We start from the raw sequence: 14,118 nt of genomic DNA on the forward strand, positions 1-14,118 counted from the left end.
ATTTACTCCACGAGTGTTGTCCCGCAGTCCGCCACCAATCCGATCCGACAACCTTGATCGTGTTCTCGGGCGGAGTAACCGGTGTGTCCCGTTGTGAACATCCATACTCATTGCGCCCCTGCGGTGGGCGCTGCTGATCGCGTCTGCCTGCATCCGTCATTCCGACCTCGCCAATTGATGCAGACCGTTTGCTAACGATCATCTTCTTCATTGATTAGCGAACGTTGCGCATGCGATGGCTAGCGATGCACCGTATCGATTCTTCATCTTGAAACCCGATAAACATCGTGAAATATGGTTGACACGCGGGGTATTCGACCTGCCATCCGTTTGAGAATAGATCAGAAACTCAACGGCACATACATTTTTGATTCGAGAATTTGCGCGCCCGCTTTGCGACGCGTCGAATCTGAAAACATGACAGGAAGGTGAAGCCGGTAGATGACCAAACGCTGTCGCTGTTTGTTCTGAGCGCCATGGTTGCGCGGTCGATTATCGGCGCAGGCGGCTATTCAGCCCCACCCAACCTTGTTCCCTGAGCGTGCCATTGCCTCGACATTTCATGCTGCATTGCGGATGCGCTACGTGCGGCGACACGGCCATCGCGATAGCCGTCTCACGCTCTTACGTTTTGCCGTTGTACGCGGCACCAAGGTAACGGGGAAGCGACAAGACTGCAGTTTTCGGCAATGGCTTGCTGTAGAGGAACCCCTGAGCGACCTCACAACCATGAGATCGGAGGTGACTCGTTGAACAAACGTGCGATCGATCTTGAGCGGTGATGGCGCTGGTGGGCCGGCCCCGCTATTCGCAGCATCCTCTAGCCGGTGGTGTGTACATGTCGTTCGTGCGAAGTGGCAGGAGCGCATGCCATCTTGCTCATTCCTTGCTCTCGCGAAACATTCATCCGCCATTGCGAACCATCGCCCTTACCTCTTCGCTCTCACCTGCATGGGGTTTCGGCTTAATCGGACAACGAACTCCCTGCGGCGCCGCACGTACAACTTCGAGTCGTGCTTCGCGCTCTGAAGCACTATGTTAAGCACGATGGGGATGAGGTCCAGGCCCTCGGCAGCCACGCTGCGTCCCACAATGGAGCGCGATCATCGTCTCGGCTCCACGCCACTTGCAAGAGGCGCGAAGCGGCCACAGGCAACCGTTCAGCCGCACGCAACGTGGGACGTTCGGGCATCCGCTTTTGCGAAACGATTCACCAGTTGCCCCGCACAAATCTCTGGCTAACCTTTTATATGGATAGCTAATTTTCATTCAATCGGGCACTAGGGCACCGCTTTCTCTCTGTTTCGCGTTATTCAACGATCACGCGTTTGGTCGGCCGCAACCCAGATTGGAATTTGGTCCATGCGCGCGGTCACGATCCCTCCGGTTTGGCCCACGCTTCGGCCGCTTTGCCGACGCGTTTCATAAAGCGGTGGCGATACCGGAACGTCCACAGCGTCAGCGCGCCATAGACAACATAGCCTACCGCTGCTGACACCGTGGCGGGCTCCGGTTTGCCGGCCCACGTCCAGATGATCCAGCAGCGCAGCACGTTCTCCGCGACGAGGCCGACGCCCCAGACGACCGTCATCCAGCGGATTATCGCGACGAGGCCCGGGCGCTCGCGCCAGTGCTGTTCGAATTCGGCCACGCCCTCGCGGTTCTTCCGCGTGACCTTCGAGCGCGCGAGGTAGAACACGAGCGGGCGTGGCAGCAAGAGCGAGAGCAGGAATACGATGCCGATTGAGCCCGAGATCATTGGCGCCTCGACCGCGTACTCTATCGGCGCGCGCCCGAGCAGCGTCAGCGCGAGCGACAGCGTGACGGTGACGAGCACCAGCGCTGAGAGCGCATCGAAGTGCCGCAAGCGGATGTAGTCGTAGGCCATCCAGGCGAGGGGCGGCAGCGCCGATGCCGCGAGCGCCTGCAGGTAGCCCCAGTGCGGCAGCGCCAGCCGATGCGCGAGCCACGGCAGCAGCACGTTGATGCAGAGGGCGGACAGATAGCGGAACGGGTGCTTCATGCGATCGACGTCCCTTGAGGGATATCCGGCACCGCCCGCCGGCGGGATGGCTGCCTCGACGCGCGTATTGTCCGACATTCGGCGCGCGCGCCATAGCGCGATGCACAAGCGTCTCGACCAGACACGATACACGGTCCGTTACACGTGCAACGACGATGAGGTCCTTAGCGAGCAAGGAAGAAGAGAACTCTCTATTTGAATCGGTGAGGGTCCTCGGGACGTCCGATGGTCCCCTGAAAGCGGCCATCCACATAACCTGGTGGCGGCGGACCACTCTGGGTCGCGTGCCGCCGACCGGCCTTCTCCGGCTGCACCGGATCGTTACGCAGTCAGCATGAGGCTCTGATCGGCCCAGTTTCAGTCTTTCACCACATCCCAAGACCCGTCAATCAAATGACAGCTTTCCGGCCAGTCAATCAGCTGCTATCCCTGCTCGTCCCACGACCCGAGATACGCGATGACGGCGCGCGTAGCCTCCCGACAAATCTCCGGTGACACTCGACCTTCTGTTTGATAGCCATGCTTCATGCAAGCGAACGCTATTTCCAGGCTGATGGTTGCCACATCTGGTATCGAGGGCAGCGCAGTCAGTACACCAAGGCTCGCAACCTTGGCGCGAAATAGCGTTCCAAGAGCCCCATTCTTGGATTCGTGCGCCTCGCGATCGACATCGGAGAACGAGCCGCACAACAGCAGGATGCTCGCAGCCGGATGCGCATTGTAGTAGTCCGCCGTCACCCTGATTGCGGCATCGACCCACTCCCGCCAGTCGCGCGTCGGTTCATCTACCGAATGGGCGAGCGCCTTCGTCAGGCAGTCCATGTGCTTCATGGCGAGGTGGGAGAACAGCGCGTACTTCTCCGGGAAGAACGGGTAGATCGCCGCTCGCGGCACGCCGGTCACTTCGGCGAGAGCCGGTATTGATGTTTTCTCTGGCCCCACTTCCTCCAGCATGCGTTCGGCCGCCGTGACCACCTTGGCGATGCGGGCCATGGAACGTTCCTGGACGGGGCGACGCGCAGTACGCCCGTCGGTACTTGCTTTTGAATCTGACATAAGTTAGATTTGCATCCGACATTTGTTTGATTTTACATCAGCATTCCATCTGTACCACGCGTCGTCACGGGAGATCTCGAATGACCACCTATTCACAGCAGGGAAACTGGAGACAGATTCAAGGTTTTCTGCCCGCCGAGTTTCAGCTGAAGCCGGCTCAGGAACCGCAGGAAGAATGGTGGTCATGGGGCAAGCATCGCATCCATCTCGATTGCTACCGCAATGACAGCGCGCCGCTGAAGGTGATTCTTTTCCATGGCGTAGGAACAAACGGCCGGCAGATGTCAACGATCCTCGGCGCACCGCTTGCCCGCCAAGGTTTCGAGACCATCGCGATCGACATGCCGGAATACGGTCTGACCCAGGTAGGCCCGGGCAAGCCGGTCCGCTATGACGACTGGGTCCAGGCGGGAAGCGATCTCATAGACGTGGAACTGGCAAAAGACAACCGGCCCATCGTGCTCTACGGGTTGAGCGCGGGCGGCATGGAGACATATCACATCGCGGCGAAGAACCGGAAAGTCAAGGGTATCGTCGGCATGACCTTTCTCGATCAACGCTTACAGCAGGTTCGCGACGAGACAGCGTACAACCTGTTCATGAGCCGTATCGGCGTGCCGCTCGCGGCGTTGACGGCGCGCACGCCGCTTGCCGGTCTGCGCTTGCCGATGGCTGCGGCGAGCAAGATGTATGCGCTCGTCAACGATCCTGCTGCCCTGAAGGTCTGCATGGCAGACAAAACGTCGGCAGGAAAATGGGTAACGATGGGCTTTCTGGCTAGCTACGCAGCCTATCGGCCGGCCATCGAGCCGGAGGATTTCGACGTATGTCCGATCCTGCTGACGCAGCCCGCGCGGGATCGCTGGACCCCAGTGCATCTGAGCCAGTTGTTCCTGCAACGAATCCGGCGCGTGCCCGTGAAGGTGACGATGCTGGAGAACGCCGGGCACTATCCGCTGGAACAACCCGGATTGCAGCAGATGGTCACTGCCATCCATAACTTCTGCGTTGAGCAGGCGTGCTAGCGCTCATAGTCAAACAGGCAGACAACAAGACTCGCCGTCCGTAGTAACGCCCCCAATCCTGGACGACGCGATTGGACATGACGAGGATGCTGCGCCGCTGCTTGTAGCGTTGAAGGACCAAGGTCTGCAGCAATTCGGCTGCGGCATCAGGAATGCGTTTGGCGAGGAACAGATCGTCAAGCACGAGGGGTTCGGGCTCGACGAGGGCCTTGAGCAACCGGTCCTGATCGGCACGCGTCGGGGCCCGAAAAAACGCTTGCAGGTCCACGTCAGAAAGCGGACCGGTGTTCGTTACGTTTGGGAAACGTATCGATCGTGCATTTGAATTTCACGCATCGCGCGCAGCAGGCTCACCACCTCGGGGACGAGCGGCACATTGTGTTCGACGCCACCTTTCATCCGCTCTGCGGGGATCAGCCACCGCGCACGATCAAGATCAAGTTCACCCCACTCCATGCCACGCGCCTCGGCTGGGCGAACCGCCGTGTGCAGCAGGACGAACGTGCACGCGGGCTTGTGACTACACAACCGCCTGACCCACAGCGCAGTCGCCTGCGGCAGTCGCTGCTGACCACGACACCGCTGAAATATCTTCCCAAGCCCTATTTCACCGCCCAAGCACACCATCCTTCGAAAACAACACCGGCGCATCCGTCCCATTGATCACGACGGCCGTCAGCGCCGCGCGGTCGGTGCGCTGCATCGCGGTGAAGTTCGGTGCGCCACTACTGGTTTTAAGTACAAACCCATCGAGTCCAACGCCGACTACACCGTCGCGCGTATCGACCAGATCGGTAATCGAACCGGTTGTGTGAGAATCGACATGCGACCAGGTGTCCCCTCCGTCGCTGCTTGCATACACATTGCCTAGCAGCCCACCCACGAAGAGCCGGCCATCTGGCGCGGCAGTCCCCGCCCATAGCGAACCTTTCCCACCCGTGTCCAACCACTTCCAGCTTGCGCCGCCGTCTTTGGACCGCAATACCGCCCCCTGTTCCGCAGTCACATAAATTGCGTTTGCGCGATCCGCAAAGACACGATACAGATTGCGGTCCGCACGACTGCCGCCCGCAGGTTTCGGCACGGCAACGCGCGACCAGGTATTGCCGCCGTCATGTGTCGCGAGCAACAGCGACCAAAGCCCAACTGCAAAGCCGTCGCGCTCATTGAGAAAAGCGACCGAGAAGAGCGGCTGGTCCGTCGACGTATCGACTCGTTGCACCTTCCACGTCTCGCCGCCGTCCTGCGTGGCGATAATCGTCCCCCAATGTCCAGCCGCCCAACCATGCTCGGCGTCCGTGAAGGTCACAGAATTGAGGGTCGAACTGACCGGCACCGTGGCGGCCTGGCGAAATGTCTGACCGTCATCGTCGGAAAGCACCACGATGCCGTGCTCGCCCACAGCCACGATCCGGGATCCCGCACGCGTTGCATCGAGCATCAACTTGCGCGCCGGGGCGCGCCAGGCGTGCGCCCTTGCCTCGACGAGCGTAACCGGGTTGTCGCCCGCCTGCCCGAGCGCAGGCAAGCATGCAAACAATGTGGCACAAACAGCAACTATCTTCAGCATGACAATCTCGTCCAATGAGGTCAGTTCGGCTCAGTGACTCAACAGGCCCGGCACGCGCGCGGGCTTCGTCCGTGGGATACACCGTTCTAGCAGCGAAGCGAGCGCAGGCAGCGCCGTCATCGCCATCAGCAGATTGACGACGAACATGAAGGCGAGCAGCTTGCCCATATCCGCCTGAAATTTGAGCGCAGAAAAGCTCCAGGTCGCTACGCCGATTGCGAGTGTAATCGCCGTAAAGATGGTCGCCACGCCGACTTCGAGCATTGCATGCTCCACCGCCTTCACGATGCCTTCCCCGCTGGCAAGGTGCAGTTGCAGCCGGTTATAGATATAGAACGCGTAGTCGACGCCAATACCCACGGCAAGCACCATGACAGGCAGCGTCGCGACCGTGAGACCGATATGCAACGCCTTCATGAACCAATAGCCGACAAACGTCGCCACGGTGAGCGGCGCACAGCAGGCCACCATCGCGCGCCAGTCGCGGTAAGCAAGAAACACGAGGATCAGGATTGCCGCATACACATAAAGCATCATCGGCAGTTCGCTCTTCGCCACTTCCTCGTTGGTTGCCGCAAGCACGCCAGCGTTGCCCGCTGCAAGGCGTATCGCGACGCCGGGCATCGCATGCGTCGTGCGATACTGCTTCACGTCGGCGAGAATGCGATTGATCGTCGCCGCCTTGTGATCGGCGAGGAAAAGGTGAACCGCAGTCATGCTGCAGTCGCTGTTCATGAAGCCCTTCACGCGCCCAACCTCGGCCGCCAGCGCACCATAGTTGCTCGCGTCGATCGGCACCACGTTCATCTTCGGATAGCCTTCGTTGTAGCCTTCGTTATACGTGCGCAGCATCGCTGGGAACGACTGTACCGACACCACTCCTGGCTCCGTCTGCATGGCGGTCGCGAAATCGTCTTCATAGAAACCGAGCGCGGGGTTATCGCACGACGAGCCCTTCGATTCGAAAACCACTGTGAGCCAATCCAGCCCCACGTCGTAGTTCCCCGCAATCGAAAGCGCATCGCGGTTAAAGCGCGCGTCCGCTCGTAATTCCGGAGCGCCGGGCTCGAGTGTGCCGATAACGCGCTCGCGGCTTTGCCACACCGCCACAGCGAAAACGATGAGCGTCAGCACCACGACCAGAGACGCGTACCGCGGCTCGGCCACTCGTGCGAGCCTGCGCAACCACGCTGAACGGCGCTCGCGGCGTGCCAGGGCACGGTCCGCATAGGCTTTCGTGAAATCGAAACAGGAAGCCACGACCGGCAGCATCAGAAGATTCGTGACAATCTTGTAGCCCACCCCAAGGGAAGCCGTGATGGCCAGTTCCCGCACCATCGGAATCGGAATCAGCAGTAACGTGACGAACGAAACGAATGCAGTGACTAGCGCGAGCGTCCCCGGCACCAGCAACCCGCTGAAGCTGTGGCGGGCGGCGTCTAGCGAGGTGCGCCCAAGCGAAAGTTCGCGCACGATGTAGTTGACTTGCTGAACGCCATGAGACACCCCGATGGCGAAGACCAGAAATGGTACGAGCACGGCAAGCGGATCAAGCCCGAAGCCAAGCAGTCTGAGCGTGCCGAACTGCCACACGAGCGAAGTCAACGAACAGGCGATCGGCAGGATCGTGAAGCGGATCGAGTGGCTGTACCAGTACACCGCGAGCGCGGTCAGCACGAGCGCGATGCCACAAAAGCCGAGCACCGCAGTCGCACCATCGGCAATATCGCCGATCTGTTTGGCGAAGCCGATGATCTGGATTTCGTAGCCGGCATCTTCGAACGGTTTGCGGATCTGGTTCTCAAGCAGGCGGTTGAACGCCAGGTAGTCGAGCACCTTGCCGGAACGGTCCCGTTCGGTGAGTTCGGCCGTGATCATTGCGCTATCTTCGTCATGCGACACGAGCGTGCCGACATAGCCGCCCTGCGTCGTGGAACGGCGGATCTTCTCGATGATCGCCGGCGTCAACTGGTCCGGCGTAATCGTGCCGCTAATGATCGGATCGGCGCGAAAGCCATCTTCGGTGATCTCGTTGACGTAAGCATTCGGTGTCCAAAGCGACTGCACGCCCAACCGGTCCACATTCGGCAGATACGTCACAGCCTGCGTGACCTTGTACAGACGCGCGAGCCCCTCAGGCGTCCAGATGGAGCCCTTGCGAGCGCGCACTACGACAGTGATGCGGTTCGCGCCGAACAAGTCGTTGCGGTACTTCTGGAACGTCTGGATGTACTCGTGGCCAATCGGCATCTGCTTTTCAAATCCCGCGTCCATACGCAACTGGGCGGCGAACACGGCCATGACCGTGGTGAATGTCCCAATCGCAATCAGGACGACGGCGCGATGACCGAACAGAAGCGTCTCAAGACGACAGACCAAACGATTTAGCACGACAGTTTCCCTTCAGATTGGCACACGATATTCGGCGACAGGAGCCGGTTCCCGCCTGAGACGTTAGAAGTTCCGCGTCGCGAACATGCCGACAAAATTGCGGTCCGCGAAAGGCTGGCCCACAGTCTGGTGCCCACCAAAGAACGCCGTGAAGTTGATCCCGGCCTGCCAAACAGCGGGATTCTGGTTGAACAGGACGTAGACATTGACCGACTTCGCGCCCTGCAGATAGTTGGCCGAGAACGTCGGCGTATAGCCGTACAGCGCGTCGGAGAACGTCACACCGGGCGTCACCTGCCAACCCGGGATGAGGCTGCCGTCGTAAGTCCAGTTGAAATCGACGGTCGCGCCGACCGAACTGGACGTGCCCTGTGCCATGACAATGGGATAGCCGAGATTCGAGCCATAGTTGAGCCACGGCAGATAGCCGGCCGCAGGGACCTGCGTTACGGATTGGCCGCCCACCGTGCGCGTCACACCGCTCGAACTGACGCCCGGATAGTAGATCCACGTCAGCTCTGTCGTCAGCACGGCCATATCCGCGCCGATCAGCTTGAGGAACGGATACTCGCTGCGCGTGAGGCTGAGAATGCCGTTGATGTCGTACTGGATCTTCTTCTCGTCGGCCCATTGCTGGCAATCGACGCCGGTCACGCCGTTGGTATTCGAGTCGAGCGGTCCGCCGGCGCCGAAACAGCTTGAAAGCGCAACGGCATCGTGCGGACGATACGAGAGTTCAGTGCCGATTGCCCATTCCCCGAGTCCAAAGTTCGCACTGACACCGAAAAGCTGGCGGTTCTGGAGGTAGGAGAACTGCGCGGTCCCATTGGGCAGCGCCGATACTACCGGTGACTTGTCGGTATAGTTTTCGTAGTAGAACGCAAAGTTCGCGTCGATCGTTCGCGGCCGGTAGTTGAACTTCACGCCGAATTGCGGCCGGTATTTTGCAGGTAACTCGGTGGACACCGGAATGCCGATCGTATTGAACGGCGGCCCGGCAAATACCCCATCGACGAGCCCGCCATTGATCGCTGCAATCGTGCCGGCGTTGCCGCTATTGGGCCCCGCGATGGTTCCCGCACTGACGCCCGCGACGTTGACGTTGCCCGTGTTCAGCGTAAGCGGTTCCGCGCCGCGGCCAAAGCTGTTTGTGATCGACCAGTACGTGCCAACAGGCGGATAGCGGTTTCCATTCCATTGAAACTGATAGTAATCCTCAGTACTAAATCCATGAGAAAGATCGGCTGCGAAGCTCAGCATCGGTGCCGGCAGCAGCGCCTGCTTGAGCTGCGTACCGGGAATCAGCAGCTTCTGGATATCGAGCGAGTTGGTCGCATTGATGCCGCCTGCCGCGAACGCACTCTCGCCCCAGTTGATCACCTGGTTGCCGAGCCGCACGTGTGCCGGCCGGTCGCTGATCGCGAAGTCCTTCTCAACCCACAAATCGAGCAGTTGAGTGTCGTACACCGCCTGGGCTTCCGCCGCGCTCGTGAGCGGCGTTCTCGCGGTATCCTTCGCGAGAAAATCGTACATGCCCGTGCCGCGGACCATGAACTTCACGCCCTCGCTCGGCATCGTCAGGAGCAGTTCGCTGGTCGCGCTGACATACGTGCTATAGAGCTGGCCTTTCCGGTAGTTCAGGTTGCCATTGTCGCCAAAACCCCATTGATTCGTGTTTGCCGCTGCACCACAGCCCTCCGCGTTGGGATCGCCGATCAACGAGCAGCTGGGATTTTTCAGGCGTATGCCAGCCCCCGCCGTGAGGTTGGTTACCCACGATCCCTGCATATCGCCCATGCCTGTCGTAAACTCATAGCCGTATGCGCTCGGGTTCGCCGCCCCCAATGCGACGAGCGAAGCGCAAACCGACTTCCCTATCCCCTGTGCCTTCATGGCTATCCTCTTTGTGATTGTCCAGGCGCGGGGCGCGGACCTGCCTAAGCCCGCGCCTCATGCGCAACACCCGGATCAACGCTCGCTGATCGAGCGCAGCGTCTCTGCACTGTAGTAGTCGGACTTGAAGCGGCTGTCGCTCGACTGCGAGTACCAGTGAATATCCTTTCCCGCGCCGATCGGCGACTGGTCGAACACGTAGCGTCCGTCGTTCAGGTCGTACTGCGCAAACGTTTCGAGATCGCATGCGCCGCCCAACTCCCAGACCGGAATCGGGTAACCCTCGCGCACCTTCCAGAGCTTGCCCTGCGCGTCGTAGTCCTCGCCGACGAGAGCAAGCCAGCTGTCTTCGTCGAGATAGAAGACCTTCTTCGACGCGACGTGTCGTGCCGTCGGCTTGACTGTCGCCTCGACGACCCACACGCGATGCATCTCGTAGTGCCGGCTCGCCTCGGTCAGACCATCGGGCTTCGCAATGTCGGCGAGATTCGCGTTGAAGTTGTACATGGCGAAGTCGTTGTACGGCACGATCATTTCGCGCTTGCCGATCAGCTTCCAGTCGAACCGGTCGATGAAGCCGTTGAACATGTTCGCGTCGTCGACCGTGTACTGGTTCTCGTAGCCGATCTGCGGTGCGTCGTGTGTGTAAGCGGGCATGCGACGCACGCGGCGCTGGCCGGGGAAGTAGTAGAACGTTTCAGAGTCCTTATCGTAATACTGGCGTTGCATGCCGCCCTGTCCGGCCATCGCGGCTGGCGAGTTATAGCCGAAGTAGCCTGCGAGGCTAAGCTGGTCGACTTCGTTCGGCGTGTTCTTTCCAGGCTTGCCCGATGGGATATAGAGGCTCTGCGGCCCCATCGTCATGATCCAGTCGTCGCTGCCGGGGCGCGGCGACACGGCCGTCGTCGTCGAAGGCCACTCGATACCAACGCCGCGATAACGGTACTCGAAATTCAGAATGGCCTCGGCGCCGCTTTGCGGCTTCGGAAAGGCGACACCCGGGAAATACGCCGACTGAAGCATCGTGCCGCCTGCGTCGAGCTTCGCGGCGGTCAGGTTCTCGCGTGAGTTCTGCTCGGCGCCGTCGGGAAGCTGGCACTCGCGATGCGCCGGATAGACGTCCATCCGGTATCCCTTGCGTTGCTTGATCAGCTGGATCTGGCCGGCCGAGAGGTGATCGGCATACTTGTCGACATTCGAGGCGTCGATCGAATAAAGGGGTTTCTCTTCGCGATGCTTCCAGAAGTCGCCGCGGTATTTGCCGTATGCCCAGCCCGCTTCGGGCGTGCCGCGCCCCGCAAACGCCGGGACAATGCCGTCACTGCTTGCCGCAGGATTGGCGCCCTCCGGCGTCAGGTTGTCCGCGGAAGCCGCCAGGCAGACAACCGAAACGGTGGCTGCGACGATACATGCGGCTCCCATGCTCCGCTTCTTCATCATCCCTCTCCCTTTAGTTTGGGCAGATGCGCCGTGCAGACGCGTCCGCGGTATCGGTTGGTCCGGCGCGAGAACCGGTGCGCGTCGCTCCAAGGTTCGACGGCTGTGGGTCGTGCCTGCCGGATCGGCATGACTTCAGTTAGTCCGGCGGCACGCGAGACACTCAAGCGGAACCGACTTTAACGGACCGTACCTTGTGCGCCTGGCCCGAATCGGCAACTCGCACCCTTGGGGAAAATACGGGTGTGCCAGCTTGCAACCCGCCTTCCGGACGCTTTTTTTCCGTGGTACGGTCCACCGCTACGGGTCTTGCAAGGCGCAGGCGCACCCCGGCGCGCGCTCCAGAACCTGTCCCCGGAATTCAGAAACTCACTTCAAGAGGCCGGAGTAACCGGCACTCCCGGCTTCGAACTTTGCAATGGCTACTCACTATTCCGTGCGGCACTACGCCGACGCCGGCGAACATGCACAGCAGCTCGCCAACATCAAGCAGCAATACTTTCAGATCGAGAAAGGAAAGTTCGGCAGCACTCTCGAACAGTTCGACCTGGACGGCTTGCACCTCTTTTGCGAACAGGTCAACCGGCGCGTCGTGGAATGCGGCCGGGTTTCGGCAGGCATGGTCGGCATAGGCTGGGTTTCGCATTCGTCAATGGCGCCCACGTCGCGCGGCCGCGAAATCACCAATCGCACCATTAGCGCCGCGCGCAGCGACAACGATTGGGTCGTCCACCTTCCTTCGGATGCCACAATGTTCGGCATTACGCTGGCAGAGTCGGAATTCGACGGCCTGGCCGAACATCTTCGGCGTGCAACGCACCGGCGCGACGCGAGCACCCATGTCCCGACGCCATGCGGTGAAACGTCACCGGACGCCGTCCGCAGGCTCCATATGCGTGTGGGTGAACTACGGGCTCACGCCGACCGGCTCGCGTGCCCCGCCACGCGCTATGCATTCCGGAAAGTGCTGCTCGACGACGTGATCCTGGCGATGGAGGAACTCGCGCCCGCGCCGCGTGAGGACCTGACCCGGCTCACCTACAGCGAGATCGTGCGGCGCAGCCAGGACTACGTCATGCGCCACGCCGGCAGCCCCGTGACGGTTCTCGACCTTTGCACCGAGTTGCGTGTGAGCCGCCGCACCCTGCAAACGTGCTTTAGGCAGATCACCGGCGAGTCGCCTGCCGACTATCTGCGCGCGGTGAGGCTGTGCGGCGTGCGCAAGATGCTGCGCGAGGAGCACGCCGCGCAAATGAGCATAGCGAGCATCGCCGCGCGCCATGGCTTCGTCCATCTCGGCAAATTCGCCAACAACTACCGCCGCCTGTTCGGCGAACTGCCCTCGCAAACGCTGCGCTTCGGCGCTCGCGCCTGAACACAGCGGCGCAAACGCACCGTCCTCGCACCGCTACTCGCACCGAAAACCGCGCGGCACTCGCGCGGCTTTTTGCCATACCCTCGCCACACCAGGGCAAGCCCTCATCCACGATCTGCCGATTCGAGCCATCGAGTCCGCTCGCGCCGTATTACAGTCCGCTCCGAATCGAGATTCGATCGAGGAGTGAACATGACCATCAGGAAGCGCGCTGCGGCTACCGCGGCGTTTCTGGCATTCGCGTGCGCCGCAACGGCCGCTGAAAAGCCGGAAGAATTGACCATTCAAAAGATGCCGGCATGGCATCCCCACGAGATTTTTGTCGTCGATCCCTCCGGTGACGCCGCCACCGACGGCCGGATCTACCTGTACGACGCAGACGCGCGCAAAGAGCTTGGCCAGATCGACGCGGGCTTTCTGCCGGGCTTCGTCGTCTCGCCCGACCACGAGACGAGTGTCGTCGCGACGACGTATTTCTCGCGCGGCTCGCATGGCACGCGCACCGACGTCATGGAGTTCACCGATAACAGCACGCTCGAGCATGCCGGTGAAACGATCATCCCGCCGAAGCACGCCCAGTCTGTTCCGTCGGCCTGGAACACGACTTTCAGTTCCGATGGAAAGCACATCTACGTTTCGAATCTCACGCCATCCGCGTCAGTCAGCGTAGTCGACGCGCGCTCGCGCAAGCTGGGAGGCGAGATCGACATGGCCGCGTGCGTGCTGGCCTTGCCAAGCGGACCGAGCAAGTTCACGGCGCTGTGCGAAAGCGGCAAGGCACTGACCGTCACGCTCGACGCCAACGGCAAGGAAAGCCACCGCGTCATGTCAGAGCCGCTCATCGACGTCGAGCGGGATCCGGCGTTTGCGAACGCCTCGCCGTGGCAAGGCAGCTATGTTTTCACCACCTTCCACGGCATGGTTCGCACTGCCGATTTCCGTGGCGAGAAGGCGGCATTCAGTACGCCATGGCCACTCGTCACCGACGCGGAACGCGCTTCCGGCTGGCGGCCAGGTGGCCTCCAGCCGACTGCCGTCCACGACAGGACACATCGTCTCTACGTCGCCATGCATCAGGGCGCAGATGGCTCACACAAGGAGCCCGCAAGCGAGATCTGGGTGTTCGATCTGAACACCCACAAGCGCATCGCACGATGGAGCCTCGCAGATCAGAAGATTCCCCCACTCGTTGCGTCGATTCAGGTCAGCCAGGACGACCGTCCGCTGCTCTTTGGCCTCACGCTGACGGGCGATCTGGTGGTGCTGGACGCGCAGACCGGCAAACTCCGCTACATCACGCAGCACGTGGCGCGTACGCCGACGCTGCTCGTGAACCCCTGAGGCCGCC

General features: G+C 60.9%; 11 protein-coding genes. 3 read left to right on the forward strand and 8 right to left on the reverse strand.

Annotated elements, in window-relative coordinates:
- Positions 1–1,372: 1,372 nt before the first annotated feature.
- Positions 1,373–2,023: a VC0807 family protein gene (locus U5A57_RS15285; RefSeq protein WP_321912154.1), complete on the reverse strand. Its 651-nt coding sequence runs from the start codon at positions 2,021–2,023 to the stop codon at positions 1,373–1,375.
- Positions 2,024–2,446: 423 nt separating this feature from the next.
- Positions 2,447–3,016, reverse strand: coding sequence for a TetR/AcrR family transcriptional regulator (locus U5A57_RS15290; RefSeq protein ID WP_321912155.1), 570 nt, complete (start codon positions 3,014–3,016; stop codon positions 2,447–2,449).
- 143 nt (positions 3,017–3,159) lie between these two features.
- Here U5A57_RS15290 and U5A57_RS15295 point away from each other — a divergent pair, with 143 nt between their 5' ends.
- Positions 3,160–4,104 carry an alpha/beta hydrolase gene (locus U5A57_RS15295; RefSeq protein WP_321912156.1) on the forward strand — a complete coding sequence of 315 codons (945 nt, stop codon included), beginning with the start codon at positions 3,160–3,162 and terminating at the stop codon, positions 4,102–4,104.
- Here U5A57_RS15295 and U5A57_RS15300 read toward each other — a convergent pair.
- The 6 genes from U5A57_RS15300 to U5A57_RS15325 form a co-directional block, all read right to left on the reverse strand.
- Positions 4,064–4,372, reverse strand: a complete 309-nt coding sequence (locus U5A57_RS15300; protein ID WP_415774626.1) for an ATP-binding protein — start codon at positions 4,370–4,372, stop codon at positions 4,064–4,066. The two genes, U5A57_RS15295 and U5A57_RS15300, sit on opposite strands and share 41 nt — an antisense overlap.
- A gap of 23 nt (positions 4,373–4,395) precedes the next feature.
- A complete protein-coding gene (locus U5A57_RS15305; protein ID WP_321912157.1) occupies positions 4,396–4,764 on the reverse strand; it encodes a tyrosine-type recombinase/integrase in 369 nt (122 codons plus the stop codon).
- On the reverse strand, positions 4,712–5,674 hold the full coding sequence (locus tag U5A57_RS15310) for a WD40/YVTN/BNR-like repeat-containing protein (RefSeq protein WP_321912159.1): 963 nt from the start codon (positions 5,672–5,674) through the stop codon (positions 4,712–4,714). Before U5A57_RS15310 ends, U5A57_RS15305 begins: the two co-directional genes overlap by 53 nt.
- A 30-nt stretch (positions 5,675–5,704) precedes the next feature.
- Positions 5,705–8,065: an efflux RND transporter permease subunit gene (locus U5A57_RS15315; RefSeq protein WP_321912161.1), complete on the reverse strand. Its 2,361-nt coding sequence runs from the start codon at positions 8,063–8,065 to the stop codon at positions 5,705–5,707.
- 63 nt (positions 8,066–8,128) lie between these two features.
- Positions 8,129–9,958, reverse strand: coding sequence for a DUF1302 domain-containing protein (locus U5A57_RS15320; RefSeq protein ID WP_321912162.1), 1,830 nt, complete (start codon positions 9,956–9,958; stop codon positions 8,129–8,131).
- A 75-nt stretch (positions 9,959–10,033) separates the two neighbouring features.
- Complete coding sequence (locus U5A57_RS15325; RefSeq protein ID WP_415774627.1) at positions 10,034–11,398, reverse strand: DUF1329 domain-containing protein; 1,365 nt, start codon at positions 11,396–11,398, stop codon at positions 10,034–10,036.
- Positions 11,399–11,813: 415 nt separating this feature from the next.
- Here U5A57_RS15325 and U5A57_RS15330 point away from each other — a divergent pair, with 415 nt between their 5' ends.
- Together U5A57_RS15330 and U5A57_RS15335 are read left to right on the forward strand one after the other, a co-directional pair.
- The gene (locus U5A57_RS15330; RefSeq protein ID WP_321912164.1) at positions 11,814–12,770 is read left to right on the forward strand and encodes a helix-turn-helix domain-containing protein; all 957 of its coding nucleotides are present in this window, start codon (positions 11,814–11,816) and stop codon (positions 12,768–12,770) included.
- Between the two features lie 192 nt (positions 12,771–12,962).
- Complete coding sequence (locus U5A57_RS15335) at positions 12,963–14,111, forward strand: amine dehydrogenase large subunit (RefSeq protein ID WP_321912166.1); 1,149 nt, start codon at positions 12,963–12,965, stop codon at positions 14,109–14,111.
- The last annotated feature ends 7 nt before the right edge of the window (positions 14,112–14,118 follow it).

It is taken from the genome of Paraburkholderia sp. J11-2 (genome assembly GCF_905220185.1).
GTDB lineage: Bacteria > Pseudomonadota > Gammaproteobacteria > Burkholderiales > Burkholderiaceae > Paraburkholderia.